At 36.8% G+C, this 25799-nt stretch carries 29 protein-coding genes; 20 read left to right on the top strand and 9 right to left on the bottom strand.

All coding sequences use genetic code 11. From position 1 onward, the window contains the following. Positions 1-197: 197 nt before the first annotated feature. The 8 genes from RFW85_RS01825 (at position 198) to RFW85_RS01860 (ending at position 5874) form a co-directional block, all read left to right on the top strand. Positions 198-1202 carry an adenosine kinase gene (locus RFW85_RS01825; protein ID WP_017480985.1) on the top strand — a complete coding sequence of 335 codons (1005 nt, stop codon included), beginning with the start codon at positions 198-200 and terminating at the stop codon, positions 1200-1202. A 16-nt stretch (positions 1203-1218) separates the two neighbouring features. Continuing rightward, positions 1219-1527, top strand: a complete 309-nt coding sequence (locus RFW85_RS01830) for a Rieske (2Fe-2S) protein (RefSeq protein ID WP_002121079.1) — start codon at positions 1219-1221, stop codon at positions 1525-1527. A gap of 25 nt (positions 1528-1552) precedes the next feature. Further along, complete coding sequence (locus RFW85_RS01835) at positions 1553-2161, top strand: OB-fold-containig protein (protein ID WP_002121106.1); 609 nt, start codon at positions 1553-1555, stop codon at positions 2159-2161. Positions 2162-2539: 378 nt separating this feature from the next. Continuing rightward, entirely contained in the window at positions 2540-2734 is a 195-nt protein-coding gene (cydP, locus tag RFW85_RS01840) for a cytochrome oxidase putative small subunit CydP (RefSeq protein ID WP_005073962.1), read from the top strand. Continuing rightward, the gene (locus RFW85_RS01845; protein WP_170248743.1) at positions 2734-4320 is read left to right on the top strand and encodes a cytochrome ubiquinol oxidase subunit I; all 1587 of its coding nucleotides are present in this window, start codon (positions 2734-2736) and stop codon (positions 4318-4320) included. Before cydP ends, RFW85_RS01845 begins: the two co-directional genes overlap by 1 nt. After that, entirely contained in the window at positions 4317-5462 is a 1146-nt protein-coding gene (gene cydB, locus RFW85_RS01850) for a cytochrome d ubiquinol oxidase subunit II (RefSeq protein WP_170248742.1), read from the top strand. The genes RFW85_RS01845 and cydB overlap by 4 nt, the downstream gene beginning before the upstream one ends. Positions 5463-5472: 10 nt before the next feature. Next, on the top strand, positions 5473-5574 hold the full coding sequence (gene cydX / locus RFW85_RS01855) for a cytochrome bd-I oxidase subunit CydX (protein WP_002120988.1): 102 nt from the start codon (positions 5473-5475) through the stop codon (positions 5572-5574). Further along, positions 5575-5874, top strand: a complete 300-nt coding sequence (locus RFW85_RS01860; RefSeq protein WP_004791954.1) for a cyd operon YbgE family protein — start codon at positions 5575-5577, stop codon at positions 5872-5874. Between the two features lie 64 nt (positions 5875-5938). Here RFW85_RS01860 and RFW85_RS01865 read toward each other — a convergent pair whose 3' ends face one another. The 5 genes from RFW85_RS01865 to RFW85_RS01885 all read right to left on the bottom strand — a co-directional run bounded on the left by RFW85_RS01865 (position 5939) and on the right by RFW85_RS01885 (position 9636). After that, positions 5939-6610, bottom strand: a complete 672-nt coding sequence (locus RFW85_RS01865) for a DUF2057 domain-containing protein (protein ID WP_086265578.1) — start codon at positions 6608-6610, stop codon at positions 5939-5941. A gap of 221 nt (positions 6611-6831) precedes the next feature. After that, the gene (locus tag RFW85_RS01870; RefSeq protein ID WP_031948528.1) at positions 6832-7428 is read right to left on the bottom strand and encodes a nitroreductase family protein; all 597 of its coding nucleotides are present in this window, start codon (positions 7426-7428) and stop codon (positions 6832-6834) included. Between the two features lie 189 nt (positions 7429-7617). Beyond that, positions 7618-8730 carry a signal recognition particle-docking protein FtsY gene (ftsY, locus tag RFW85_RS01875; RefSeq protein ID WP_170248741.1) on the bottom strand — a complete coding sequence of 371 codons (1113 nt, stop codon included), beginning with the start codon at positions 8728-8730 and terminating at the stop codon, positions 7618-7620. Positions 8731-8850: 120 nt separating this feature from the next. Continuing rightward, positions 8851-9177: a hypothetical protein gene (locus RFW85_RS01880; protein WP_002120920.1), complete on the bottom strand. Its 327-nt coding sequence runs from the start codon at positions 9175-9177 to the stop codon at positions 8851-8853. Positions 9178-9276: 99 nt separating this feature from the next. Next, positions 9277-9636, bottom strand: a complete 360-nt coding sequence (locus tag RFW85_RS01885) for a hypothetical protein (RefSeq protein WP_170248740.1) — start codon at positions 9634-9636, stop codon at positions 9277-9279. A 216-nt stretch (positions 9637-9852) separates the two neighbouring features. Here RFW85_RS01885 and RFW85_RS01890 point away from each other — a divergent pair, with 216 nt between their 5' ends. The 3 genes from RFW85_RS01890 to RFW85_RS01900 all read left to right on the top strand — a co-directional run bounded on the left by RFW85_RS01890 (position 9853) and on the right by RFW85_RS01900 (position 11451). Then, positions 9853-10086, top strand: coding sequence for a hypothetical protein (locus tag RFW85_RS01890; RefSeq protein WP_002121063.1), 234 nt, complete (start codon positions 9853-9855; stop codon positions 10084-10086). Between the two features lie 411 nt (positions 10087-10497). Next, on the top strand, positions 10498-10872 hold the full coding sequence (locus RFW85_RS01895; protein ID WP_025470625.1) for a DUF2750 domain-containing protein: 375 nt from the start codon (positions 10498-10500) through the stop codon (positions 10870-10872). A gap of 147 nt (positions 10873-11019) precedes the next feature. Next, positions 11020-11451 carry a CBS domain-containing protein gene (locus RFW85_RS01900; protein ID WP_170248739.1) on the top strand — a complete coding sequence of 144 codons (432 nt, stop codon included), beginning with the start codon at positions 11020-11022 and terminating at the stop codon, positions 11449-11451. A gap of 58 nt (positions 11452-11509) precedes the next feature. On the opposite strand, the gene RFW85_RS01905 is transcribed toward RFW85_RS01900, so the two are convergent. After that, positions 11510-12718 (bottom strand): aspartate aminotransferase family protein, encoded by a 1209-nt coding sequence (locus RFW85_RS01905; protein WP_170248738.1) that lies wholly within the window; start codon positions 12716-12718, stop codon positions 11510-11512. A 227-nt stretch (positions 12719-12945) separates the two neighbouring features. Between RFW85_RS01905 and grxD the strand changes: the two genes are divergently transcribed. Next, positions 12946-13287, top strand: a complete 342-nt coding sequence (gene grxD / locus RFW85_RS01910; RefSeq protein ID WP_002120913.1) for a Grx4 family monothiol glutaredoxin — start codon at positions 12946-12948, stop codon at positions 13285-13287. A 47-nt stretch (positions 13288-13334) separates the two neighbouring features. Here the strand turns inward: grxD and RFW85_RS01915 are convergent, their stop codons facing one another. Next, positions 13335-13658, bottom strand: a complete 324-nt coding sequence (locus tag RFW85_RS01915; RefSeq protein WP_125740062.1) for a hypothetical protein — start codon at positions 13656-13658, stop codon at positions 13335-13337. A 242-nt stretch (positions 13659-13900) separates the two neighbouring features. On the opposite strand from RFW85_RS01915, the gene RFW85_RS01920 reads away from it, so the two are divergent. Then, complete coding sequence (locus tag RFW85_RS01920; RefSeq protein WP_170248737.1) at positions 13901-14800, top strand: LysR family transcriptional regulator; 900 nt, start codon at positions 13901-13903, stop codon at positions 14798-14800. Positions 14801-14848: 48 nt separating this feature from the next. Here RFW85_RS01920 and map read toward each other — a convergent pair whose 3' ends face one another. After that, a complete protein-coding gene (gene map, locus RFW85_RS01925) occupies positions 14849-15643 on the bottom strand; it encodes a type I methionyl aminopeptidase (RefSeq protein WP_170248736.1) in 795 nt (264 codons plus the stop codon). 352 nt (positions 15644-15995) lie between these two features. Between map and brnQ the strand changes: the two genes are divergently transcribed. The 3 genes from brnQ (at position 15996) to RFW85_RS01940 (ending at position 18420) form a co-directional block, all read left to right on the top strand. Continuing rightward, a complete protein-coding gene (brnQ, locus tag RFW85_RS01930; protein ID WP_170248735.1) occupies positions 15996-17297 on the top strand; it encodes a branched-chain amino acid transport system II carrier protein in 1302 nt (433 codons plus the stop codon). A gap of 189 nt (positions 17298-17486) precedes the next feature. After that, the gene (locus tag RFW85_RS01935) at positions 17487-17906 is read left to right on the top strand and encodes a heme-binding protein (protein ID WP_170248734.1); all 420 of its coding nucleotides are present in this window, start codon (positions 17487-17489) and stop codon (positions 17904-17906) included. Positions 17907-18165: 259 nt separating this feature from the next. Next, a complete protein-coding gene (locus tag RFW85_RS01940) occupies positions 18166-18420 on the top strand; it encodes a hypothetical protein (protein ID WP_005068965.1) in 255 nt (84 codons plus the stop codon). Positions 18421-18445: 25 nt separating this feature from the next. Here RFW85_RS01940 and RFW85_RS01945 read toward each other — a convergent pair whose 3' ends face one another. Further along, complete coding sequence (locus RFW85_RS01945) at positions 18446-18901, bottom strand: hypothetical protein (RefSeq protein ID WP_309171080.1); 456 nt, start codon at positions 18899-18901, stop codon at positions 18446-18448. Positions 18902-19044: 143 nt separating this feature from the next. Between RFW85_RS01945 and RFW85_RS01950 the strand changes: the two genes are divergently transcribed. The 4 genes from RFW85_RS01950 to RFW85_RS01965 all read left to right on the top strand — a co-directional run bounded on the left by RFW85_RS01950 (position 19045) and on the right by RFW85_RS01965 (position 25740). Next, the gene (locus tag RFW85_RS01950) at positions 19045-19905 is read left to right on the top strand and encodes an alpha/beta fold hydrolase (RefSeq protein ID WP_170248732.1); all 861 of its coding nucleotides are present in this window, start codon (positions 19045-19047) and stop codon (positions 19903-19905) included. A 314-nt stretch (positions 19906-20219) separates the two neighbouring features. Then, positions 20220-23072, top strand: a complete 2853-nt coding sequence (gene ptsP, locus RFW85_RS01955) for a phosphoenolpyruvate--protein phosphotransferase (protein ID WP_170248731.1) — start codon at positions 20220-20222, stop codon at positions 23070-23072. Positions 23073-23087: 15 nt separating this feature from the next. Further along, positions 23088-24035 carry a 1-phosphofructokinase gene (pfkB, locus tag RFW85_RS01960; protein WP_170248730.1) on the top strand — a complete coding sequence of 316 codons (948 nt, stop codon included), beginning with the start codon at positions 23088-23090 and terminating at the stop codon, positions 24033-24035. Then, on the top strand, positions 24022-25740 hold the full coding sequence (locus tag RFW85_RS01965; RefSeq protein ID WP_170248729.1) for a fructose-specific PTS transporter subunit EIIC: 1719 nt from the start codon (positions 24022-24024) through the stop codon (positions 25738-25740). The genes pfkB and RFW85_RS01965 overlap by 14 nt, the downstream gene beginning before the upstream one ends. Positions 25741-25799 lie beyond the last annotated feature (59 nt).

Consider the following 25799-nt stretch of genomic DNA (forward strand, 5'->3'; position numbering starts at 1 on the left):
TCTATGTATATGATAGACATTGAATAAAAAAGCTTATCAATTTTATTTGGCTGACCTACCTCGAATCTAAAAAATATTCATACAACAATATTTTTCCACTAACTTTTGATTTAACTGAATTTTATTCAACAAACTACAGCAAACCCAAGCAATGGTGTAAACTTAGCAACCTGATTTTTTATTTTGTGACAACACATATGGCAACTGTAGATCTTTTTGCAATTGGTAATGCATTAATCGACCAAGAATTTAAAGTGTCTGATGATTTTCTTAGTCAGCAAGGCTTGCAAAAAGGCACAATGCAGTTGTCCGATGGCGACACTCAGTCTGCTCTTTATGCAGAGTTAAAACAGCATCAAGATTACAAAGGTCAAGCAAGTGGTGGTTCTGCTGCAAATACGACTGTGGCCTTTAGTGCATTAGGTGGAAGTGCTTTTTATGGTTGCCGCGTTGGTAACGATGATTTGGGTTCAATTTATCTGCAAGGTTTAAATGAAGCTGGCATTCAAACCACTCCAAAATCAATCAGTGAAGGCGTGACAGGTACCTGTATGGTACTCATTAGCCCTGACTCTGAACGTACGATGCATACTTATCTAGGTATCACTGCTGAACTCTCTCAAGATCAAATCGACTTTGAACCATTAAAAACAGCAAAATGGCTTTATATTGAAGGCTACCTTTCTACAAGTGAAACAGCGCGTAAAGCTGTAAAACAAGCCAGAGAAATTGCAAAAGCAAATGGTGTTAAGATTGCTTTATCCCTTTCAGATCCTGCGATGGTGCAATACGCTCGCGAAGGCTTAGAAGAACTTATGGATGATGGCGTAGATCTACTATTTTGTAATGAACAAGAAGCCTTAATGTATACAAATACAACAACTGTAGAAGACGCTCTTGCGCAATTACGTTTTAAAAATCATACAGTAGTCATTACACAAAGCGCTAAAGGTGCTTTGGTTTCTAATTCTACTCAACATTTCCATGTTGCAGGTCGCCACGTAGAAGCGGTTGATACCAATGGTGCAGGTGATGCATTTGCAGGCGCATTCCTTTATGCCCTAAACCATCATCAAGATTTGAATGCTGCTGCACAGTTGGCTGTCTTGATTTCTAGTGAAGTTGTTTCTCAATTTGGCCCACGTTTAGCGATTAATGATTATGCTAAACTTCTTGAAAATTTTCAGAAGGAATGTGCTTGAAATGGAAAGGATCTGTATGACGGAAGAAGTTCCTGAGCGTGAAGCTAGAGCTTTTGACACTTTACAAGGAACTACTATTTTCATTACGCAACGTGATGGCGCATTCTATGCTTATCAAAACTTATGCCCTCATTTGCAAACAGAGCTTGAATATTTAGAAAATCAATTTCTCGATCAGGACCAAGAATATATTCAATGTTCTACCCATGGTGCTTTATTTACAGTGGAAACAGGCGAATGTATCTCAGGACCATGTTTAGGTGATTTTTTAAATAAAGTTGAGATTAAAGTACATTCAGATGGCGGTATCTATATCGTAGACTGAAGCGATCAACATTAGAGTTTCTGCCATGGCTGATTTCTTTTTCAATTATTATCTTATGCCATTTCACTTAAGTGTAGTGGCTTTGATATTACTCAGCGTGGTAGAAACCATTGGTATGTATATTGGACTTCGTCCAAGTCAATTACTCAAAAAAATTGCGCCTGTTTGGCTTTCTAACTCACCACTACTTAACGTTAAATTTTCTAAAGCCTTAATTTTCGTTTTTTTACTTATAAATTTTAGTTTTGCAGGTTATTTTTTACAGCTTTCTTTCTTTGCAATCCAACATTATTTTATTTCACCATTTTATTTAATCGTCCCAGCCCTTGTCATCGCAATCTTTTTTACTGTATTCATGATTCACTGCCTTGACCAAGTAATTAAACCAAAGCTTACTCATACAAATTATAATCTTTTAGGACGATTAGCGACGGTTTCCAGTGGTAATGCTAGACCTGGGTTTTCTGCCCAAGCGCGAGTGCGTGATGAATTTGGCCAGCTCCATTACGTTCAAGTCGAACCAGAATACGGCGAACTCGAATTATACTCTCAAGTTATCCTTGTCAGAGTGCATAAAAGCCATTATGTAGCCAAGAAAATTTCTGTATCAAACGATCTTTTCGCCCCCGATTAAATTCTTACTACTATTCTATTTACTTACTGCTTTGAGCAGGCTTTATTACGCCTATATTTTATTATTTTCTTTTTAATTAATTATTTATTATTCCAACCATTTTAGTTTGAAATATAATTTATAAATATAATATACAACCATTTTAGTCGGTATTAAATTAAAACAAACCATTTTAATCAACTTAATATTTTTATTTACAAGTGTTTTAGTAGGATTTAATAATTAATTCAAACTATTTTAGTATAGTATTTATTTTAAAATATTAAGTGATTGTTTTTTATAAATTAATTATTTAAATATTCATTTAAAATATATTTAATGTTTATTTTTATTATATTTTGATTAATAATAAAAATAATATCAAATGAGGTTTAATTTATGAGCCTTAATTTTAAAAATCTTAATGGTCGTTTAGTTAAAGAAATCACTATTATTCTAATAATAAAAATAGTGCTCCTCTTAACGATCAAACATATTTGGTTTGATGCTCCCACCATCCCCAAAAATTTTGACAATCAGGTCGCCGAGCATATTGCTGGCGATAACATTTCCCACATTAAGGAGACCCGTTGATGATTTCTGAAAGCGTGGTTGATCTTTCGCGGTTTCAATTTGCGATGACCGCAATGTATCACTTTCTTTTCGTCCCTTTAACTCTAGGTTTGGCATTTATTCTTGCCATCATGGAAACCACTTATGTCATTTCAGGTAAAGAAATTTACAAGGATATGACTAAGTTTTGGGGAAAATTATTTGGTATTAACTTTGCTTTAGGGGTAACAACTGGCTTAACCATGGAGTTCCAATTTGGAACAAACTGGGCTTATTACTCACACTATGTAGGTGATATTTTTGGTGCTCCATTAGCAATTGAAGGCCTTATGGCATTCTTTCTTGAGTCTACATTTATTGGTTTATTCTTCTTCGGATGGGATCGTTTAAGTAAGGTTCAGCATCTAGGCGTAACATGGTTAGTCGCTCTCGGGTCGAATATGTCAGCGCTTTGGATTTTAGTGGCGAATGGTTGGATGCAAAACCCTGTAGGTGCTGCATTTAACTTCGAAACGATGCGTATGGAATTAGTTGATTTCGGCGCGCTTATCTTTAACCCTGTAGCTCAGGTGAAATTCGTCCACACTGTATCTGCGGGTTATGTAACTGGTGCAATTTTTGTACTCGCCATCTCAAGCTATTATTTACTTAAAAAACGTGATCTTCCTTTCGCACGTCGTTCATTTGCAATTGCTGCCATTTTCGGTCTCGCATCTACGCTTTCAGTGATTTTGTTGGGTGACGAATCTGGTTATGAGCTAGGTGATGTTCAAAAAACTAAACTCGCTGCGATCGAAGCCGAATGGGATACTCATCCTGCCCCTGCTCCGTTTACTTTGTTTGGTGTACCAAACCATGAAGAGATGCGGACAGATTACGCAGTTAAAATTCCATATGCATTAGGTTTAATTGCAACTCGTTCAACAACCAAAGAAGTTACTGGTCTTAAAGATCTCATGCAACAGCACGAAGTTCGTATTCGCAATGGTATGCTGGCCTATGCTGAACTTGAAAAATTACGTGCAGGTGATCGTTCACCAGAGTTATTGGCCTCTTTTGAAAAAAATCAAAAAGATTTAGGTTATGGCCTACTTCTTAAGAAATATGCACCAAATGTAGTTGATGCAAGCGAGCAAAATATTAAAGCTGCTGTAAAAGATACTATTCCAAATGTTACAGCGCTATTTTTCTCTTTCCGTGCAATGGTTGCCTCTGGCTTCTTGATGCTATTACTCTTCATTTTAGCGACTTGGGCCGTAGCAAAAAGAAATGCTGAAAACAAACCTTGGCTACTTAAATATGCATTGTTTGCTCTGCCGCTTCCTTGGATTGCTGCACAAACTGGTTGGTATGTAGCTGAAGGTGGTCGTCAACCATGGTCTATTGGTGAAATCTTACCAACACATCTATCTGCTTCTAGTTTAAGTACTGGTGACGTGTGGGGTTCAATTATTGCGCTAGCAGCGTTCTACACCGCTCTTTTAATTATTGAAATGTATTTAATGATCAAATTTGCTCGTTTAGGACCAAGTTCTCTACACACTGGTAAATATCATTTTGAAAAGCAAGAGCCGAAAACAGCTGTTAATGGGGAGGCTTTATCATGATTGAATATGAATTATTGAAAGTCATTTGGTGGGTGTTAGTTGGTGTACTACTCATCGGCTTCGCACTTACCGATGGCTTTGATATGGGGTCTATGGCTCTTATGCCTTTCGTTGGAAAAACCGATAACGAGCGTCGTGCTGCAATCAATACCATTGCCCCACACTGGGATGGTAATCAAGTCTGGTTTATTACGGCGGGTGGTGCATTATTTGCTGCATGGCCAATGGTCTACTCAGTCGCTTTCTCAGGCATGTACTGGGCACTCTTATTAGTTCTATTTGCACTTTTCCTAAGACCAGTAGGTTTCGATTATCGCTCTAAACTTGAAAATACCAAATGGCGTAACTCTTGGGACTGGGGTCTGTGCATCGGTGGTGCTGTTCCAGCGCTTGTGTTTGGTGTGGCATTCGGTAATTTGTTTTTAGGTATTCCTTTTAGTTTAGACAGCACTTTACGCTCTGAATATACAGGCAGCTTTTTTGCTCTTCTTAACCCCTTTGCTCTAGTTTGCGGTGTAGTAAGTTTGTCTATGCTTTGTGCACATGGAGGTGCGTGGCTCATGCTACGTACTGATGAAGCTTTAAAACAGCGCTCTGCTAAAGCTACTCAAATTATGGCAATTATCTTTTTAATTTGTTTCCTTGTAATCGGAGCATGGCTGTATTTCGGGCAAGTGCCAGGTTATAGCTATGCTGTTGCTATAGATCCAAATGCTGCGCTCAACCCTTTAGCTAAAGAGGTGATTACCAATAGCAATCCAGGTTGGATGAACAATTACAGCACCTATCCAATCACTAAAGTTGCCCCTGTTCTTGCCATATTAGGCGCAATCATTGCAATTGTTGCATCTTCAAAAGCAAAAGCAGGCCTAAGTTTTACTGGTACAAGTTTAATGATTGTAGGAGCAATTTTAACTGCTGGTTTTGCCCTATTCCCATTTCTACTTCCGTCTAGTATTAATCCTAACTCTAGCTTGACAATGTGGGATGCTGTATCAAGCCACCTTACTTTAGGCGTTATGACGGTTGCTGCCTGCATTTTTGTTCCTCTTATTTTGATCTATACCAGTTGGTCTTATTACAAAATGTGGGGAGTCATCACTAACAAACATATCGAGTCAAACTCGCATAGCTTGTATTAAGGAGAAAACTATGTGGTATTTCGCATGGATCCTAGGCATTTTGATGGCATGTTTTGCGGGTGTACTCAGCGCGCTTTATATCGAACATCATCAAGATTTAGATGAGGAATAAATGATGGCAAAAGCAATGACAGCATCAAATCATCGAAAAGCTCAAGCATTTGCAATGGCCCTTTCTTTTCTGTTGGCATTGCCTCTTGCTGCAATTTTATTGGTTTACCCTTCACTCATGCTAGATGCTAATGGGCACTACAATCATAGCCAACTTATGCTGGTCATGATTGGTATTTCTGGTGGATTTATTTACGGAGTGGGTTTCGTACCAAACTTCTGGTTATGGAAGTGGTTATTTAGCCCATGGGTGGCTTGGCCTCTCATGCTTTTAGGCTATTACATCTGGTTCCTAACCTAAATCAAAAAGACCTCATCTGAGGTCTTTTTTCATTTCAACCAACTTAATAGGTACTAATATTAAATTAATTTGATTGTTCAGCTAACCATGCCATAAATTTTTGACGCTCAGCTTTAGAAGCTTTTTGCCAAGTTTCAACTAAACGTTGATCATTCGTTTGGGCTACACCTGTTACAGGCATAGATGTTGGAGCTGGTACAGCCACCTGAGCAGAAGTAGGTTTAGCAGAGGCATACACTGCCTCAGGCTGCGATTTAGATGATTTAGTCGTAAAGTCAGTGACTTTACCCAACAAGCCAGTTGCAAACCATGGTTTTGCCTCATTGTTTGCACCAGTTTGTTGTACGATTAATTCATTATTAGCGCTGTACAAAGCCACTGTTGGTTGCTCAGCATATTTCTTAGCCTGTTCAAATTGTTTTGGTGCATCTACCATTGCGAGCTTATAAGTTTGCCCATCTTTGAGAGCCGGAGTTTGAATTGTAACTACTCCAGATTTAACAATGTCATGTTCCCCGCTTAAATGTTCAAAGTATTCTTGGTAGCGCACACTTAAGCTTGTTTCACCAGCATCGACTTTATAATTATTTTTAGATGAACGAAATAACCCAGAGTTGACTTCCTGACCATTCACCGCAAGGATTACAATTTCCTCTGGCGCTGTAATTGTAACTGCTGAAAATACCGAACCGCTGAGTAATAAACCAATTGCAGCAACACCTAATCTTAAAGTCATCTGTCTCTTTCTCTGTGTTTGATAAGCTATTAAATCATGAGCAATATGCAATATGATTGTGACTATTTTATGACAAAGCAGTTATCGACTAATTTCTTGATTTATTATTTTGAAATATGTATTTGAATTTCATAAATTTTCGTTTTATGTATTCCTCCTATTCATTCTAAAAATATAAAAAAAGCACCTAAAATAGGTGCTCTTTTTTAACTTCAATTAAATTAATTGAAAGTTTTGAAACGATCAGCATCATTAATAAATGCTTTTTCACCTGCTGGTGCTTCAACTGAACCAAATACTAATTGAGCACGTAATTTCCAAGTTGCAGGAACATCAAATGCTTCAGCTGCATCTGCATCAACAATTGGGTTATAGTGCTGTAAAGATGCACCTAAACCAAGCTCTGAAAGTGCAGTCCAAGTTGCAAATTGAGCAATTGCACTTGAATGTTCAGACCATACTGGGAAGTTGTCTGCATATAATTCGAATTGCTCTTGTAAGCTTTTTACAACAGCTTGGTCTTCATAAAATAAAACCGTACCAACACCAGCTACAAAGCTATCAATTTTTGCATTTGTACCTGCAAAAGCATCGGCAGGAACAATTTTACGCAAAGCTTCACGAACTAAATTCCAGAATTTAGCATGAGATTCACCGTATAGTGTCACTACACGTGAAGATTGTGAGTTAAAAGCTGAAGGACTATGCTTAACTGCTTCACGGATAGTTTCTTCAATTTTAGTGCGATCTAATGCAACGTTTTTACCAATTGCATAAATTGTACGACGGTTTTTAATTTTATCTAAGAAAGTAGACATTTTGTTATTTCCTACCTATTGATTTGACCAAGGGCCGTTGTTTGGGAATGAATACAGTGTATTAAAGTCATTTTTCATAGTCAGCATTAAAAATATGACAGTTCGTTTTATTTTCGCAACAATAAAAAAAGATATACATATAAAAAAAGCTTCACGATTTAGTGAAGCTTTTTAAGGTTACCAACCAATTTACTTATCGGTTTCAAACAGTGCAGCAACAAAAGATTTAGCCGAGAATGGTCTTAAATCATCAATTTTTTCACCTACACCAATAAAACGAATTGGCACATGGGTACGGCTTGCAATATTAAAGAGTACACCGCCTTTCGCAGTTCCATCCAGTTTGGTAATGGTAATACCCGTTAAACCTACGGCTTGATCAAACTCTTGTACTTGGTTAATCGCGTTTTGACCTGTGCCTGCATCTACTACCAACATAATTTCATGAGGTGCAGTTGCATCAATTTTTTGCATAACACGTTTAACTTTCTTGAGTTCTTCCATCAAGTTACTCTTATTATGTAAACGACCTGCCGTATCCGCAATTAATACGTCAATTCCTTTAGCACGAGCACTTTCAAAGGCATCAAAAATAACAGAAGCACTATCAGCTCCATGACCTTGCGCTACTACGGAGATATCGTTACGTTCGCCCCAGATCTGTAATTGCTCAGTTGCTGCGGCACGGAATGTATCACCAGCGGCCAACATCACTTTTTTACCTTCACCTTGTAAACGTTTGGCCAACTTGCCAATAGTTGTAGTTTTACCCACTCCATTTACCCCAACCATTAAAATCACATACGGTGATTTATTAGGGTCAATATGCAATGGTTTAACACGTGGAGCCAACAAAGCAACCAACTCTTCTTGTAACGCTTTATATAAAGAGTGGGAATAGATCAAATCACCACGAGCTGTACGCTCTGTTAAATTGGTAATGATCGTTTTTGTTGCTTCAACACCAATATCTGCAACCAATAATTGCTCTTCGACTTCTTCAAGTAACTCATCGTCAATTTCCTTTCCGCCAATCAAGATATTGACCATACCATCAGCGAAATTACGACGAGTTTTGGTTAAACCTTCTTTCATCCGGCCAAAAAAACCAGTTTTTGGTTGTTCAGCCGCTGTTTCTGTAGAAGCTAATTCAACTTTGGCTACTTGAATATTTTCTTGTGATTTAACAGGAGATTCAACGATGGGAACATCGATAGCAGGTAAATTAGGTAATGTGACATCGTCATCACCGATCTCAGCATCTATCAAGAATTTATTTTGCATATTCGATTGTTGCTCCATGCGGATTCCTTGAAAAGCAGCGTGTTTAAAAAGATAAAGTTTAGCATAAATTCAAAATTTTGCCTGTCACAATAGTGCTCAAAAAGCTTTGGAAACCAAGATTTAACCTGATTAACCTATTTACTGAGTATCTTCCTGAGCAAGTGCTGGATATTGTCTAATATGAGCACCTTCAAATTGATATGCATGCATTAACTTTAAATACTCTGCTCTATGAATTTCAGATTGAGCTATTAGCAGCTCAGCCATATCCTGAGTTTTAGGATAAGTGGCCTGATGAGAGAGTTGTATAATTCGTTGATATTGTTCCGGACTAATAGGCCGAAGTAATGCTAAATATGACAGCACAAAAATACAACCAATGACAATAACCACAAATAGGTTAAAACATTGATCAACTTTTAACTCAGACTTTAATTTAAGAAAATTTTGTTTGAATATGAGCATGACCTACCTCGAATTAGTGTAGTGTAGGGTTCAATACTCATAAGCACAAGATCAAACATCCAGTAAGGCCAAGAATCATACCTTACTGGATCATAATACTTAGCTTATTAGCGAACGAATAACGGAAAAGTATAAAATTGCTGCAATAATCACCAAGACTAAAAACATCGCAAAAATACTTAACCCTTCTTCAGCATCTGCTGGATGCAGTTCATCTTCGTCGGCGATTTTTCTCAGTTCACCATCATAAACTTGATAAAACCAGTTTTTTTGTGAAGGTTCCAAATGCCGTGCAAAGTCAAATACCCTTTTGCGCTGAGCAAGACAATAATCCCCTAAATGGATCTCTTGATGAAAGATCGCTTCGTCTAATAGCTTACGATGATAATGGGCTAGTTCTATGATTTGTTCCTCTCTTGGTGGAGTATCAAAAACAAAGCCATCAATAGTATTTGTCATATTTTATTCTCCTTGTCTTTTATTCTCATATTGATTTTACTCAAAATTATTTGTGAATAATGTTTAATCATGTATCCTAATAGTGAATTAACTGGTATGCACCAATAGTTGACAAATCCATTAATTTGTAATATTAGTTTAATAATTCTAAGTTAAATTAATTTAAAGGCAGTGGCCTTTAGAAAAAGTAATCATAATTACAATAAGGAGTTTTCTATGATTCAACGTATCTCTCATCATGATTTAGAACATGTGTACGCAACTGCAGTAAACACAATTCACTCTCAAATGAATTTTCAGGATGCGGTTGCACAGTTAGAAGAAGTTGCTCGCGCTGGGCACGGTAAAGCTGCTCTGTTTTTAGCAGAATTGTATTATCAAGGTTTCCGTGTTGAACGTGACTCACTTAAAGCACAATATTGGCAAAAGTTAGCCACAATGCAAGCATAAAGAAACGTCACTTAGGTGGCGTTTTTTTATGTCTGTAAAAATTTGATATAAACCAATTTATCCCTTATCTCTTCTTGCGCTTCACTAAAGCTTTAATCGCTTTGTTTTGCTCAGGTGGCGTTTTTCTATACCTGTAAAAAACCCAAAGTTATCAATTTGTCTAAAGCCTTACTTCGCCACTTCAGTCATGGCTCAGGTGGCGTTTTTTTATGCCTGAATAAAAATTTCTCTAAATATAATTCACTACGGACTTGGTTTGTATTGTATTACACCATAGGCTTTAGCCGCTTTAAGTAAAGGACATGAATTTCACAGTTGGAATATTTGTTTACGATTTGATACCTGTTTAAACTGAAATGTCATCTGATTTTTTTATAATAAGCAAGACAAGTTAGAACCTTTAAATTCACAATGAAAAGTTTAAGTAATCTACAACCGGTTTCAAGAGACTTGATGATTAAGATTTATATTTTAAGAACCATGATGTATTGCGGGGTTCTTTGGGGATTATTTCATCAAGGATGGGCAATTAAATCAGATCAGGAAGACTTTATTTTTCCTTTTTGGCTTAATGGTTTGCAGGCACATCGCTACGCAAAAGAGCATTGGCCACATTACAAACCAAGAAGAATTACACCTAAAGATTTCCATGAGTCTTTACTACCAACTTTAACTCGACTCAACGTCACTCCTGCTTTGTTTAATTCATCTCATAGAAAATTAAAGTTATCTACACAGCAAATGCAACATTTCTTTTTCAAACATCCGCATTGGCAAGGAGCATAAAACTTTTCTTTAGTTTCCTACTGATCAATATAGAATGCTTTTTGAACGCTTGAATGTGAAACTTGTATTTGAATGACTATCAAGTCTTTGCATTTTTATAAAATCAAGCTAATTTAAATCAAAATGATAAAACACAGGACAGAAGAAATGACAATCGTTGCACAAGTAATCACGAACAAATCAGAGCAAGATATTTTTACAATTTCTCCAGAAGCCACTGTCCTTGAAGCAATTAAGATCATGGCTGATAAAGGGATTGGTGCACTCGTGGTAGCTGAAGGAGAAAAAGTTGTCGGAATTTTATCTGAACGTGACTACACGCGAAAAGTAACGCTTATGGAACGTTCATCATATAGCACCACAGTCGCTGAAATTATGACATCCAAAGTACTTACAGTAAGCTTAAATAACACGGTTGAAGAATGTTTACAGCTCATGACAGATCGTCATTTACGTCACTTACCTGTATTAGACAATGAAAAACTAGTTGGATTTATCTCTATTGGTGACTTAGTAAAAGCAGCAATGGAAGATCAGAAAAATCTCATTGAACAGTTAAAACAGTACATTTCTGGTTAATTATTTCGCATAAAAAAAATGGGCATTTATATGCCCATTTTTTATTGATATAAAAAACTTAAAGATAATTATTAATTAAAGCGACTAAACGCTCTAGTAAGTCATCAGCCTGTGCTTGAGTCATATTAATTGGTGGCAATAAACGCACTACAGAACCAGCTGTAACATTAATAATAAGCTTGTGTTGATCACGAGCAATTGCAACGAGCTCAGCACAGTCTTTAGGCAATTGAATACCAATCATCATACCAAAGCCACGTACTTGCACATTTTTATGTGCCAATTGCGCACGTAATTGATCAACAATATAACCACCAACAACTGCCGCGTTTTCTACAGCATTCTCTTTTTGGATTGTATCAATTACTGTATAAACCACACGAGAACCTAGCACTGTGCCACCATAAGTAGACCCATGGCTACCAGGTCCTAATAAGCCAACAGCTTTACCTTGGGTCATTACCGCACCTACTGGAAAGCCATTACCAAGTCCTTTCGCAGTCGTCAAAACATCAGGCACAATGTTTGTATACTGATAAGCAAAATACTTACCGGTACGACCGTTACCTGTTTGGATTTCATCTAGCATCATTAGCCAGTTATGTTGATTACATATGGTGCGGACTTCTTCAAGATAGCTAAAGCCTTGAGGTGCTGTATTAATACCGCCCTCACCTTGAATAGGTTCAATCAAAATCGCAACAATATCTGGGTGCTGTAAAGCAGCTTCTTGAATTGCTTCTACATCACCAAATGGCACGCGAATAAAATCCTTGGTTAAAGGAGCAAAACCATCTTGTACTTTCTTATTACCAGTAGCTGAAAGTGTTGCTAAAGTACGACCATGAAATGATTGCTCTGCCACAATTATCTTTGGGGAGCTTACACCTTGTTGAGTACCAAATTTACGAGCAATTTTAATGGCACCTTCATTTGACTCAGCACCACTGTTTGAAAAGAAGATCTCTTCCATCCCCGAAACTTCAGCAAGCTTCTGAGCAGCTGCCGTTTGCCAAGGAATCTCGAATAAGTTACTTGTATGCACAAGTGTTGCAGCTTGTTCAGCAATTGCTTCTGCAATGACTGGATGCGCATGACCTAAACCACATACAGCAATACCGGTTAAAGCATCTAAATACTCAGTGCCATCTTCGGTATATAGATATGCTCCTCGGCCTCGTACAAAACTGATCGCTTGGCGACCATAAGTAGCCATTAAATGTGATGGTTGATCAGGTTGTATTGGAGCTAGGGTAATATCATTCATAACGAACTCTGTCTGTATGAGGTTTTAGGAAGGGTTTATATAAGCAAAAACTAGCTCTGATGAAAAGTCTCATCACTCATTTATCTAAAATTTCGTCCGCTTTCCGCTATCACTTCGGTTTATACAATAAAATATTGAATATTCAATGCAACTTTAAGTAATCAGGTGGTTTGCAAAGCGATGTAAACACCCCCTATAATGCTGCTAGATTAGTTGAGGATCTCTTTATGACTGAACAAGCACGTGATACTGAAGCGTTAATCCGCGATCAAATTGCGAAGCATCCCGTTTTACTTTACATGAAAGGCACTCCACAGTTTCCACAATGTGGTTTCTCTGCACGTGCTGTAGAGGCGCTCAGTCAAATTGGTCGTCCATTTGCATATGTAAATATTTTGGAAAACCCTGATATTCGTGCAACCTTACCAAAAATTGCGAACTGGCCAACATTCCCGCAACTTTGGGTAAATGGCGAACTTATTGGCGGTAGCGATATCATGCTCGAAATGTTCCAAAATGGCGAATTAAAACCATTAGTTGAGCAATACAGCGCAGCGCCAGAAGCGTAAATAATAAAAAAGCCAATCAATAGATTGGCTTTTTTATACTCTCAATTTCAACGATCACTTACGCCAACATAGCGAAATAAATTTTCCACACCTAAATCAGATTTTAAAATAATTAGATTTTCATAAGTTGTTGTCGTGAGAGCTTCAAAAATATTCATATTCGGATCTTCGTGCAACTCATCCACATTTTGATTCATACACTCTTCAAATCGATCAGCAATAAATTCAAACCCCAAATCCATAGCAATAAATAAAGTATGTTCACATGGCTGAATATATTGTTCTTGCGCCCAGTCAATTATTGCTTGTTTGCAAAATGGACATTCAATATTCGCAGAAGCATCGTTAAGTTCAATCAATTGATAATGCATTAGATTTGAAAAGAATAGAAAATTCTAGTGTAAAAGAAATTAATTGAAAGTTCTAGAAAAGGCTAGAACCACTCATCAAAAAACACACAATAAAATTACATTGTAATGACAATATAATTTCAAATTCTCAGTTAAAGGAAATATCTTAGTATATGTTTTAATTACAAAAAATTTAGTTTAAGAATTATCGTTGCAAAAATAATAATGTAAAATCATGGTTGTTGCAGAAATAGGATATTTTAATGCTCACTGATCTTGATGATTTTTATTGTTTTGCTCTCGTCGTTGAGCATGGTGGTTTTAGTGCCGCTGAGCGTGTAACGGATATACCAAAATCAAAACTAAGTCGTCGTGTATATAGCCTAGAAGAAAACTTAGGTGTTCGCCTGATTCAACGCAGCTCTCGTCATTTTGCTGTTACAGATATTGGGATGGATATTTATAGACATGCTCAAGTCATGATGAATGCTGCACAAGCTGCTCATGATTTGGTTGATCATCTAAGCATTCAACCTAGAGGTGTTGTAAAGGTTAGTGTTCCTGTTGATATTGCTCAAAATCAACTGCCTAAAATTTTGCCTGCTTTCTTAAAAAAATATCCAGAAATTCGTTTGCAACTTATGGTCAGCAATCGTCGAGTAGATGTCATTAATGAAGGAATTGATATTGCTTTACGTGTTCGCTCAAAACTTGATGACGATCCAAGTTTAGTTCTTAGACAATTTGCACTTATTGAACAGAGTCTATTTGCAAGTCAGGCATATCTAAATGAATTTGGAGATATAAAAAATCCAGAACAACTTAGTGAGCATCGCATTTTAAGTTTGTCGGAAGAGCATCTTGATCAACAATTCCTTTTGCACGGTCCAGACAATCAGCAAAAGAAAATCAAAGTCAGTCCTATCGTAATGGGTACAAATATCCATATGTTGGCGCAATTAGCGAGTCAAAACTGTGGCATCGCTTTATTACCTGAGAGCGCAGCAGAAGATTTTGTAAAATCTGGGCAACTCCTACCAATCTTACCCGAATGGAAAGCACCACATGGTGTATTCCATGCAGTTTATCCATCACGCCGAGGGTTACTACCTGCTGTACGAGTATTTATTGATTATTTGGTAGAACATCTTTCCGAGCATTAAAATGAATGAAAATAAAAAAGTTCGACAATTATCGAACTTTTTTATTATTCAAATTGTAGGGTAGTTTCCTACACCTTCCGGCCAAGGCGTTAATAATTCAAAGCCAGTATCTGTTACTGCAACCATATGTTCCCATTGAGCAGATAGCGAAAGATCCTGAGTAACGACGGTCCATCCATCATTTAACTCTTTTACCTGTGGCCTACCTGCATTAATCATAGGTTCAATAGTAAATACCATACCTTTCTTTAAGACCATGCCTTGTCCGCGTTGCCCATAATGCAAAATATTGGGTTGCTCGTGATAAACCTTACCAATCCCATGTCCACAATATTCGCGGACAATACTATATCCCTCTCGATGAGCAACCGACTGAATAGCATAGCCAATATCGCCTAACGTAGCTCCGGGCTTAACAGTATGAATACCTGCAACCATTGCCTCATATGTTGTTTCGACAAGTTTTTTTGCCTGTGGATTTACATTACCCACAAAATACATACGGCTCGTATCACCAAAATAGCCATCTTTAATAATGGCAACATCAATATTAATAATATCGCCATCTTTTAAAATTTTATTGGGTGATGGTATCCCATGACAAACAACTTCATTTACTGATGTACATATTGTTTTAGTGAAACCATGATAACCCACATTCGCAGGAATAACTTTTAAAGTATTTACAATATAGTCATTACACAGGTTATCTAAATATTCAGTAGATACACCTGGTTTAATATATGCCCCTATCATTTCTAAAACTTTCGCAGCAAGACGTCCAGAAACTCTTAACTTTTCTAGATCTTGTTCAGTTTTTATTGTAACAGTAGAAGCTCTCATTCGGTTTTATCCTCGTAGATACTGCTTTTACAATACCTACAAAAATGTAAGTTAATTTAGAATATTTTAGAACGGATATAGGATAGGCTGGAAGCTTTATATGCCCAAATATTCAACAGTCATAATAGAAATTTATATTTTTATTCTTGCATAATTTCTTTAAAAAGTCAGATATAAAAAATAATTTCCTAATTTCTTTCAATGGTTTTTCAATTAGATACCTTAACCAGTTGATATTTTTAATATCTACTAAAGGTTTTTATGCTCTGAAAAAAATCTTTTTCACATAAAATACCGCTTGATCATGATCTCTTTTGCTCTAAAATTCCTTCTTTTTTATTAATTTTAATTTATGCAACATCTTCGTACTGGAGATATTATTGCCCTAGGTTTTATGACCTTTGCTCTTTTTATTGGGGCTGGCAATATTATCTTTCCTCCCATTGTCGCTCAACAAGCCGGTGATCATGTATGGCTAGCCGCTATAGGCTTTTTGATTACTGCAGTTGGTTTACCCGTAATTACCATCATGGCACTCTCTCGTATGCAGGGTTCCATTGAAATTATTAGCTCTCCTTTAGGTCGTGTAGCAAGTCTGATTTTAACCGTAGTTTGTTATTTATCAGTAGGCCCTTTATTTGCTACTCCACGTACAGCTACTGTTTCTTACGAAATTGGTTTTTCTTCTTATTTTGGGACATCAAGTACTAGCCTTTTAATTTACAGCGCAATTTATTTTTCTTTTGTAACTGTAGTTTCACTTTATCCTAACAAGTTATTGGATACAGTTGGACATGTACTGGCCCCTCTAAAAATTATTGCTTTAGCAATTTTAGGCATTGCAGCAGTTATGATTCCTGCGGGTTATGTTCCTGCTCCAATCAACCATTACGTTGCATCTCCAGTTTCGGAAGGTTTCGTAAATGGTTATCTCACTATGGATACTTTAGGCGCACTAGTATTCGGTATCGTAATTATTCAAGCGATTTATTCGCGTGGTGTTACTGATAAAAAATTAGTAACTAAATATGCAATTATTGCCAGCCTTATTTCCGGTGCAGGTCTTACTTTAGTCTATTTAAGCTTATTCAAATTAGGTGTAGGTAGTCACGAAGTTGCGCCAAATGCAGCAAATGGTGCAGTAATTTTACATGCATATGTTCAACATGCTTTTGGCAATATGGGTTCATTATTCTTAACTGGCCTAATTTTTCTGGCATGTATGGTGACAGCGATTGGCTTAACTTGTGCTTGCGGTGAGTATTTTGCACAGTTAACTAAATTGCCTTACAAACTTTTAGTATTCATTTTAGTTGGTTTCTCTTTCATTATTTCTAATCTTGGATTAACCAAACTTATTGCTGTATCAGTACCTGTTTTAAGCGCAATTTATCCCCCTGCAATTGTTGTGATTATGCTGAGCTTCTTTTGGAAATTTTGGCAAAAACCTTCTTTTATTGTCGGTTCGGTAACAAGTATTGCTTTAATTTTCGGTATTATTGACGGTATTAAAGTTGCTGGTTTTGGAGATTATTTACCTGAATTTCTTCAACACTTACCTTTAAATGAACAAAACTTAGCTTGGTTGATCCCATCTTTAATTGTTCTAGCAATTACCGTAATTATCGACAAAGTTAAATTTAAAAACATTTAATTTAGTGTCTCTTTTGAAATCGAGTTTTACCCAAACATGATTTTATATATTGAATAAAATGCTGAGTTTACCCAACCGGCATTTTATTTCCACACTACTTTCAATGACAAATCAACTATAGATATAATCATTTTTTACTGTAAAATTACACTAAAATAATTTTTAGCTTACTGGGAAAGAAGAGCAACAATGAAAAGTAAATATTACCTCACACAAGCCGATGCAGAGTTTTTAATGGAAGAAGCTCAAAAATATGCAATTGAGCACAACTTTAAAGTCAGTATCGCTATTGTTGATGAAACAAGTTCTCTACTATTTATGAAAAGATTAGACGGCGCTTCACCTTTATCCTCACATTTATGTTTAGAAAAAGCAAAATGTTCTTCAATATCAGGTAGACCTTCAAAATTCTATGAAGAACTACTACAAAGTGGGCGCTTAGGTTTTTTAAGCATGCCTAGCGCGCAAGGAATGTTAGAAGGTGGAAAACCAATTATTTATGAAGGCCAAATTCTAGGGGCTATTGGTGTTTCTGGCGTTCAATCTTTTGAAGATGCAGAAATTGCTCAACATGCGATTGATACTTTTTTGAAAAAACAAAGTAATTAAACCAATTCTTGCAGAAAAGAGAAATTATTATAATTTTCACTTAAATATTTCTCTTTTCAAAAATATTATACATTTTATACAAAAATATTTAATATTTACCTTTTTTATACCTTAACTATTTATAAACATAGAGCTTTTTATAAAATTGCTTAAAATTTTTTCTATTGACTATTGAATTGAACTAAAAATAGAAGTACAACATTAAACTTATTCTTGACTAAAACATTCGGTTTTAGCGCAACCACAAGGAGGGATGGAGATGTTATCATTACATTTCAACAAACAAGTCTTCATTAACACTCTGAACAGCAAAGATTCAGTTGTTTATGGAGTAACACCGCTTGCTCTTATGCTGACTTTACTGTTTCAAGGTATGATTAAAGGAAATCTGAAACCCGAATACTTTATGTACGCGATGGTTGTTTCTTTCATATTTTGTGTGTGGGCCTTTGTCGATCATAAGATGCGAAAACTAGCTAAAAGACGTCTTAGTCAACAAAACTCGAATACTTAAAAAATGGATGAGCGATCATCCATTTTTACATACCTAAAAATAAAAAAATTGTTCCGATAACTAAAATAGCCGTAGCTACTAGTTCAGTCACAATCAATCCTAACATCATCAAAGACATTAGCCATGAAGGCAAGCTAAAACGACCTAACTTGTGCGGACGTTTAAATTGATTTGTCGTATCCTGTAAATAGCCGTGTATGATATAAACCAAAATTGAAAGGCTAAAAAATAAAATATTTGCGAATACACACAACAGAGCAATATTTTCATTTAAAACAGTATAATAGCTTAATACAGCTAGAATTAGGGTAGCAGCTGCATAGAGCAAACTACTTCGATGAGCGATATCCACATAATAATGCGCACGACTTAATGCTGAACGGCGTATTTGCCAATATTTCCATACCCCAGTTAACATCCCTATCCATAAAAATACGCCACTAAACACAATTGCAAGCTGTACAGCTTTCGATAAATCCATCTTTTTTCCAATTATTCGTTTTATTGAAAATTTAATGAGCTATATAACATAAATATTGACTTTGCAGTCACATTTTAATCAAGTTTCATTTTGGAACTCATGTAAATTTAAAGTCATCAATAAACCAATCTTTACTTAATATTATGGATAACACTTTTGAATCATTTTGGATGACCTGCAAAGACGGTTATCAACTTGCAGCACATTTTTATCCAGCTCAATCCCCAAAGTCAGCAAATCCCGTGTTGATCTGTCCGGCAACAGGTATTACCAAAAACTTTTATCATTCTTTTGCTAACTGGTTAAGTCATCAAGGCTATGATGTATTAAGCTTTGATTTCCGTGGAATTGGAGATTCATTGCATGGGCCGTTAAAGCAAAGTACTGCAAGTATTAATGATTGGGGAGTTTTTGATATCCCTTGTGCAATTGATACCTTACTGGGGAAAACCGAAGCACAGCAAGTTACTCTTCTTGGCCATAGTGCTGGAGGACAGTTATTAGGAATTGTGCCTAATTTTCATAAAGTAGCAAAAGTTATCGCGGTCGCAGGTTCCACTGGCCATGTAAAAGGTCTTAAAGGTAAAACCAAGTTTTTAGCACCAGTAATGTTCAATGTCATATTTCCAATTTCTAGTGCTTTTAAAGGTTATGGTGCTACTCAATTTATTGGAATGGGAGAAAACTTACCTAAAAAAGTCGCCCAACAATGGCGAGAATTTTGCAGCCATCCTGGCTATGTGAAAAATGCTATTGGTAAAACAATCCACCATGATTTTCATACTGAAATTATCTGCCCTATTACTTCTATTTGGGCAAGTGACGATGAAATTGCAACCAAGCGTAACGTTGAAGATTTATTAAAACTTTATCCTAATGCACCCACAAAAATGCTAGAGCTAAATCCCGTGAAACTTGGGCATAAATCAATTGGGCACATGCTAATGTTTAAAAAATCACACCAAAACTTATGGTCACTTTTAGAACAGGAAATCCAATACTAACCTATTCATCTTTTACTTTTGCCTCTATACCCGTAATCCGGTATAGAGGTTTTTTAATATTATTACCCACTTCTTTTATAAAGTTACTTTATTAACCTAATAATTATCATAAGAAATTAAAATATATTAATCACCCATTCCTTTGTATTAAAAACAAGCATTTTTTACGTAAATACGTCGATATAGCTTTAAAGTTCTGCTATCGTTATTTATACGAAGCTGTTGTTTAAAAACGGTTAAACTAACCTATTTTTAATACAAACAGCTTCTTTTTTTCTGTTTAGCTAAACCAAAGAAATTGTTCAAGGATAAGTATGCTAGCACTAGAGCCTCGACATATTCATATGAATCAACATGCTGTTGATAAAAAGCATGCATTACAGTGTCTAGTAGATATATTGGTAAAAGATGGGTTAGTTACACCTAACTACATTACAGGACTCATCAATCGGGAACAGCAAAGTGCCACCTATTTAGGTCAAGGTATTGCTATTCCCCACGGTACCCCCCAATCTCGCGAATTTATTTTAGAAACAGGTATCCGTTTAGCTCACTTTCCAGAAGGAATAATATGGGATGGTGAAAACAGAATTTATTTAGCTGTCGTGATTGCAGCAAAATCTGATGAACATTTACAAGTTCTACAAATATTAACTCGAGCTTTAATGCATGATGTAAGTGAACAGGTAAAAAATGCTAAACAACCTGAACAAATTATTGAAATCTTACAAGCTCAACCATTATCTTTAACTTTACATGAGAATTTAATTCAAACTGAAATTGAATCTCAAGATATTGAAGATTTATTTTGGTCTGCTTCTCAGATTCTAAAAAAACACAATTTCGTAAAGTGCGGTTTTCTAAGTTCACTTGACCCTGATCAAGTTATTCAACTACAAGATCAAATCTGGTCTATTTCAAGCAGTAAGTTTGTTCAACAACCAGCAATCAGTATTGTAAAGCCCCGCCATGCTTTAGACCTAGGCGGACAAAAATTAAATACGCTAGTTTGTATAGCTGCCAATGAACAATTAGATAGCCAGAGATTTAATCGACTGATTGATATTCTGTTTAATCCAGAGCAAATTGCACAATTAGACCAAACACAAGCACCAAATGAAATTGCTAAAATCATTGGTGCAGATGTTATTCCCGATTGGCCCCACCGTTCTGTTGTACTCGCTAATGCACATGGATTACATGCTCGACCAGCAACTCATTTAGTAAACTTAACAAAAAGTTTTCAAGGTGATATCCAAGTCGCAGTAGATGAAGGCAATTTTGTTTCAGCTAAAAGTTTGACACGTCTCTTGGCTTTAGGTTGTAAACGCGGCCAAACTTTACGTTTCATTGCTGAACCAGAAACGGATGCAGTTGAAGCTTTAGATAAAGTTATTCTGGCAGTGCAACAAGGCTTAGGTGAAGAAGTTGAACCTATAAAATCTTCAGACATCAAAGTAGAGCAATCTAGTGAAATCCCAAGCCATTCAAAACCACTTAGCACAAATACAGGAATTGCTGCTTCAAGCGGTTTAGCTTTTGGCCCTGTACATGTAATTAAACCTAAGGTTTACCAATATGAACGCATGGGCTTAAGTGTCAAAGCAGAAAAAGAAAAACTTGATATTGCACTTCACGCAGTTAAAAACAATATTCACCAAGTTATTGCAAAATCTGAAGTGGCTGAAATTAAGCAAATCTTCCAAGCACATTTGGAAATGCTTGATGACCCAGATCTTATTAATGGTGTTTATCAAAAGATTAACCTAAATCTTTCTGCTCCTGCTGCTTGGCATGAGCATATTGAAGCAGCAGCCAAAGAGCAAGCAGCTTTACCAGATCGATTATTAGCTGAGCGTGCTACAGACTTACGTGATATTGGTGATCGCGTTTTGGCTCAACTCTGCGGTGAGGTCATCATTGAAGAACCTAAAGAACCTTATATATTGATCATGTATGACGTGGGACCAAGTGATGTAGCCCGCCTTAATAAAGATCGTGTAGCAGGTATTTTGACCGCCGTAGGTGGTGCAAGCGCTCATAGTGCTATTGTTGCTCGTGCTCTAGGTATCCCTGCAATTGTTGGCGCTGGCGATCAAGTACTAGATATTGAGCAAAAAAGTTCTCTTTTAATTAATGGAGATACTGGAGCTTTTATCTTAAATCCTAATGCTCAACAAATCGAACAAGCGAAACAAGAGCGAGAGCTTCAGAAAAAAATTCGTGAAGAAGCTGAACGTCATAGCCACGAACCCGCGATTACACTGGATCAACACCAAATCGAAATTGCTGCCAATTTAGGAAAAGTTCAAGCGACCCCTCATGCAGTAGAATGTGGTGCCGAAGCAATTGGCCTACTTAGGACTGAACTTGTTTTTATGGCTCATAGTAGTGCTCCGAGTGAAGCTACCCAAGAAGCAGATTATCGCATCGTTTTAGATGCTCTTGCAGGCCGTCCCCTCGTAGTACGTACGCTAGATGTAGGTGGTGACAAACCACTCCCTTACCTTCCAATTGCTGAAGAAGAAAACCCATTTTTAGGATTGAGAGGTATTCGTTTAACGCTAAGACAGCCAGAGCTGTTGCGTCAACAACTTATTGCTCTGCTTAAAGCTGCAGATGACCGCCCTTTAAGAATTATGTTTCCAATGATTGGACGTGTAGAAGAATGGCGTGCTGCAAAAGCTATTCTTGATGAAGTTAAAGCGACATATCCATGCGCCGACTTACAAATTGGGATCATGATTGAAGTTCCTTCTGCTGCTTTACTTGCACCTATCCTCGCACAAGAAGTGGACTTTTTCAGTATCGGAACAAATGACTTAACTCAATATACATTAGCCATTGACCGTGGACACCCTATTCTATCGGCAGAAGCAGATGGGCTACACCCAAGTATTTTGCAATTGATTGATCAAACTGTAAAAGCTGCACATAAGTATGGCAAATGGGTTGGTATATGTGGTGAACTCGCAGCCGATCCAAAAGCTGTGCCCATTCTAATGGGCTTAGGGGTGGATGAGCTTAGTATGTCACCGAATAGTATTCCTTTGGTTAAAGCCCAAATTCGTACACTTAACTATAGCCAAGCTCAAGTGCTTGCAAAGCGTGCACTTGAATGTGATAGCGCTACTGCTGTACGTCAGTTATCCGAACAAGAAATGTAAAGATTAGGAATGGTAATGGCTAAAGTTTTAACAATTACTTTAAATCCTGCAATTGATGTGACTATACAACTCAATGAGTTACAGATAGGTGAAGTAAACCGCCAAGAATCTGTAGAAATACATGCGGCAGGCAAAGGTTTAAATATTGCACAAGTTTTAAAAGATTTGGGGCATGAAGTTGTTGTTTCTGGTTTTCTAGGAGCAATAAATAGACAGATTTTCGATGACCATTTTAAAGAAGCTCAATTTCAATCTGAATTTATTTATATTGAAGGTGAAACTCGCCAAAATATAAAAATTGCTGAACATTCAGGACGTATGACGGATTTAAATGGAAAAGGTTTTTTCGTATCTGAACTAGATAAGAAGCACCTCTTCCAAAAAATTGAAATGATTTTGCCTCTGGTAGATGTGGTTGCTATTGCTGGAAGCCTTCCGCAGGGATTTAGTGTTGATGAGTTAAAACAACTTATTAAACTTATTCAAGCGCAAGGGAAAAAAGTTGCACTAGATACAAGTGGTAAAGCGTTGGTTGCTGCCATTGAATGTCAGCCATGGATGATTAAACCAAATACAGATGAGTTAGTAGAAAGTTATCAGCTTCCTGCTACAACCTATGCTGAACAAAAAATGCTTTTTGAAAACCTAGCCAAAATTGAACATGTCGTTATTTCGATGGGTGAAGACGGTGTAAACTGGTTACATGACACTCACCCACTTCATGCCACAGCACCTAAAGTAATAGTTAAAAGTACAGTTGGTGCGGGTGACTCTCTTTTAGCAGGTATGATTCATGGCTTATTGAGTGGCTTCTCTGCTGAAGAAACATTAAAAACTGCTACAGCAATTGCAAGTCACGCTGTAACACAAGTAGGCTTTCGTATTCCTAATACTGAAAAGCTAAACCAATTAAAAGCCCAAACAACAATCAATTCATTGAGTGAATCTGATGCCAACTGCTAAACGTTTATTATTTGTTATTAATAGTCCGCAACAGCAAGTCAATGCTTTGATTTTAGCTCGTAAGCTTGCACAAGTCGCGTCCCAACAGGGTTATCAAAATAGCATTATTTCACTTGATGAATTCGAAGTGAATGAAAGCTTTGACCAAATTATCGTTGTTGGACAACGCCCGAAAAATCTTAATATTTTTGGTACGCACCCTTTATCTTTTATTAATATTGAAGAGATCAAAAGTGATGCTCAGTCAGCTCTTCAAACTGCTTTAGATCATTTTAAGTCTGCTCAAGACTGGCAAAATGATAATAGCTTATCAGCATCTACAGCTAAAAAATTTGTTGCGATCACTGCATGTCCTACGGGCGTTGCGCATACTTTTATGGCCGCCGAAGCTTTACAGCAAGGTGCAGAAAAACACGGTTATGATATTGAAGTAGAAACTCAAGGTTCCGTTGGCGCAAAAAATATCTTATCACCTCAAGCTATTGCTGATGCAGACATCGTTATTCTTGCGACTGACATTGAAGTTAATACAGACCGTTTTGTAGGTAAACGTGTTTATAGATGTAGTACAGGTTTTGCTCTAAAGCAAACAGATAAAGCTTTCGCCGAGGCAATCAGTAATGCGCAAGTTTTAGAACAAGGTAAGCAACAAACATCTACAGAAAATAAAGATAAAGCCGAAAAAGTTGGCGTATATAAACATCTCTTAACAGGTGTCTCTTATATGTTACCAATGGTGGTGGCAGGAGGTCTTTTAATTGCCCTCTCTTTATGCTTTGGTCTCAATGCAGCTGAGCAAGCAGGCAGCTTACCAGCCATATTAAAACAAATCGGGGCCGCAGCATTTATGCTTATGGTTCCAATGTTATCTGGTTATATTGCCTACTCAATTGCTGACCGTCCTGGTCTCGCACCTGGTTTAATTGGAGGCTTACTCGCTTCTCAGCTACAAGCAGGTTTTCTAGGAGGTATTGTCTCTGGTTTTCTTGCAGGCTATATCGCACTTTTTATTGCAAAAAAACTCAAACTTCCTACAAGTTTAGAAGCACTTAAGCCCATTTTAATTATTCCGTTATTAGGTACATTATTTGTTGGCCTTATCATGTTTTATGTGGTTGGACAGCCCGTAGCGCATATTTTTGAGCTAATGAAAGATTTCTTAAACAACATGGGTACAACAAATGCCGTGTTAATGGGAATTATATTAGCAAGCATGATGTGTATTGATTTGGGTGGTCCAATCAATAAAGCAGCTTACGCTTTTACTGTGGGGTTACTGACTACAAATACTTATATGCCTATGGCAGCCACGATGGCCGGTGGTATGGTCCCTGCTCTTGGTATGGCTATTGCGACTTTCATTGCTAAAAATAAATTTAGTACAGGAGAAAAAGATGCAGGTAAAGCAGCTTTTGTATTAGGTTTATGTTTTATTTCTGAAGGTGCTATTCCCTTTGCAGCTAAAGACCCTATGCGTGTAATCCCAACATGTATTTTAGGTGGAGCTGTGACTGGCGCACTTGTTGCATTATTCCATTGCGAGTTAGTTACTCCTCACGGCGGTGTATTTGTTCTTTTAATTCCAAATGCAATTAATCATGCTTGGCTATACCTTGCTGCAATCGCTGCTGGGAGTGTGGTTACAGGCATAAGCTATGCTATTGTTAAGAAAAAAATAGAAGATAAAACAGCAACTATTTCATAATTAAAAAGGGAGAAAATAAATTCTCCCTTTTTAATAGTCATTCATTTTATAGAACTTAT

Origin of the sequence: Acinetobacter sp. 12966, from assembly GCF_031196995.1 — a bacterium.
In the GTDB taxonomy this organism is placed as follows: domain Bacteria; phylum Pseudomonadota; class Gammaproteobacteria; order Pseudomonadales; family Moraxellaceae; genus Acinetobacter; species Acinetobacter geminorum.

Bases quoted from the DNA above. Each gene is read 5' to 3' on its own strand.
- RFW85_RS01825 (WP_017480985.1), top strand. From the start codon at position 198: ATGGCAACTGTAGATCTTTTTGCAATTGGTAATGCATTAATCGACCAA.
- RFW85_RS01830 (WP_002121079.1), top strand. From the start codon at position 1,219: ATGACGGAAGAAGTTCCTGAGCGTGAAGCTAGAGCTTTTGACACTTTA.
- RFW85_RS01835 (WP_002121106.1), top strand. From the start codon at position 1,553: ATGGCTGATTTCTTTTTCAATTATTATCTTATGCCATTTCACTTAAGT.
- cydP (WP_005073962.1), top strand. From the start codon at position 2,540: ATGAGCCTTAATTTTAAAAATCTTAATGGTCGTTTAGTTAAAGAAATC.
- RFW85_RS01845 (WP_170248743.1), top strand. From the start codon at position 2,734: ATGATTTCTGAAAGCGTGGTTGATCTTTCGCGGTTTCAATTTGCGATG.
- cydB (WP_170248742.1), top strand. From the start codon at position 4,317: ATGATTGAATATGAATTATTGAAAGTCATTTGGTGGGTGTTAGTTGGT.
- cydX (WP_002120988.1), top strand. From the start codon at position 5,473: ATGTGGTATTTCGCATGGATCCTAGGCATTTTGATGGCATGTTTTGCG.
- RFW85_RS01860 (WP_004791954.1), top strand. From the start codon at position 5,575: ATGATGGCAAAAGCAATGACAGCATCAAATCATCGAAAAGCTCAAGCA.
- RFW85_RS01865 (WP_086265578.1), bottom strand. From the start codon at position 6,610: ATGACTTTAAGATTAGGTGTTGCTGCAATTGGTTTATTACTCAGCGGT.
- RFW85_RS01870 (WP_031948528.1), bottom strand. From the start codon at position 7,428: ATGTCTACTTTCTTAGATAAAATTAAAAACCGTCGTACAATTTATGCA.
- ftsY (WP_170248741.1), bottom strand. From the start codon at position 8,730: ATGGAGCAACAATCGAATATGCAAAATAAATTCTTGATAGATGCTGAG.
- RFW85_RS01880 (WP_002120920.1), bottom strand. From the start codon at position 9,177: ATGCTCATATTCAAACAAAATTTTCTTAAATTAAAGTCTGAGTTAAAA.
- RFW85_RS01885 (WP_170248740.1), bottom strand. From the start codon at position 9,636: ATGACAAATACTATTGATGGCTTTGTTTTTGATACTCCACCAAGAGAG.
- RFW85_RS01890 (WP_002121063.1), top strand. From the start codon at position 9,853: ATGATTCAACGTATCTCTCATCATGATTTAGAACATGTGTACGCAACT.
- RFW85_RS01895 (WP_025470625.1), top strand. From the start codon at position 10,498: ATGAAAAGTTTAAGTAATCTACAACCGGTTTCAAGAGACTTGATGATT.
- RFW85_RS01900 (WP_170248739.1), top strand. From the start codon at position 11,020: ATGACAATCGTTGCACAAGTAATCACGAACAAATCAGAGCAAGATATT.
- RFW85_RS01905 (WP_170248738.1), bottom strand. From the start codon at position 12,718: ATGAATGATATTACCCTAGCTCCAATACAACCTGATCAACCATCACAT.
- grxD (WP_002120913.1), top strand. From the start codon at position 12,946: ATGACTGAACAAGCACGTGATACTGAAGCGTTAATCCGCGATCAAATT.
- RFW85_RS01915 (WP_125740062.1), bottom strand. From the start codon at position 13,658: ATGCATTATCAATTGATTGAACTTAACGATGCTTCTGCGAATATTGAA.
- RFW85_RS01920 (WP_170248737.1), top strand. From the start codon at position 13,901: ATGCTCACTGATCTTGATGATTTTTATTGTTTTGCTCTCGTCGTTGAG.
- map (WP_170248736.1), bottom strand. From the start codon at position 15,643: ATGAGAGCTTCTACTGTTACAATAAAAACTGAACAAGATCTAGAAAAG.
- brnQ (WP_170248735.1), top strand. From the start codon at position 15,996: ATGCAACATCTTCGTACTGGAGATATTATTGCCCTAGGTTTTATGACC.
- RFW85_RS01935 (WP_170248734.1), top strand. From the start codon at position 17,487: ATGAAAAGTAAATATTACCTCACACAAGCCGATGCAGAGTTTTTAATG.
- RFW85_RS01940 (WP_005068965.1), top strand. From the start codon at position 18,166: ATGTTATCATTACATTTCAACAAACAAGTCTTCATTAACACTCTGAAC.
- RFW85_RS01945 (WP_309171080.1), bottom strand. From the start codon at position 18,901: ATGGATTTATCGAAAGCTGTACAGCTTGCAATTGTGTTTAGTGGCGTA.
- RFW85_RS01950 (WP_170248732.1), top strand. From the start codon at position 19,045: ATGGATAACACTTTTGAATCATTTTGGATGACCTGCAAAGACGGTTAT.
- ptsP (WP_170248731.1), top strand. From the start codon at position 20,220: ATGCTAGCACTAGAGCCTCGACATATTCATATGAATCAACATGCTGTT.
- pfkB (WP_170248730.1), top strand. From the start codon at position 23,088: ATGGCTAAAGTTTTAACAATTACTTTAAATCCTGCAATTGATGTGACT.
- RFW85_RS01965 (WP_170248729.1), top strand. From the start codon at position 24,022: ATGCCAACTGCTAAACGTTTATTATTTGTTATTAATAGTCCGCAACAG.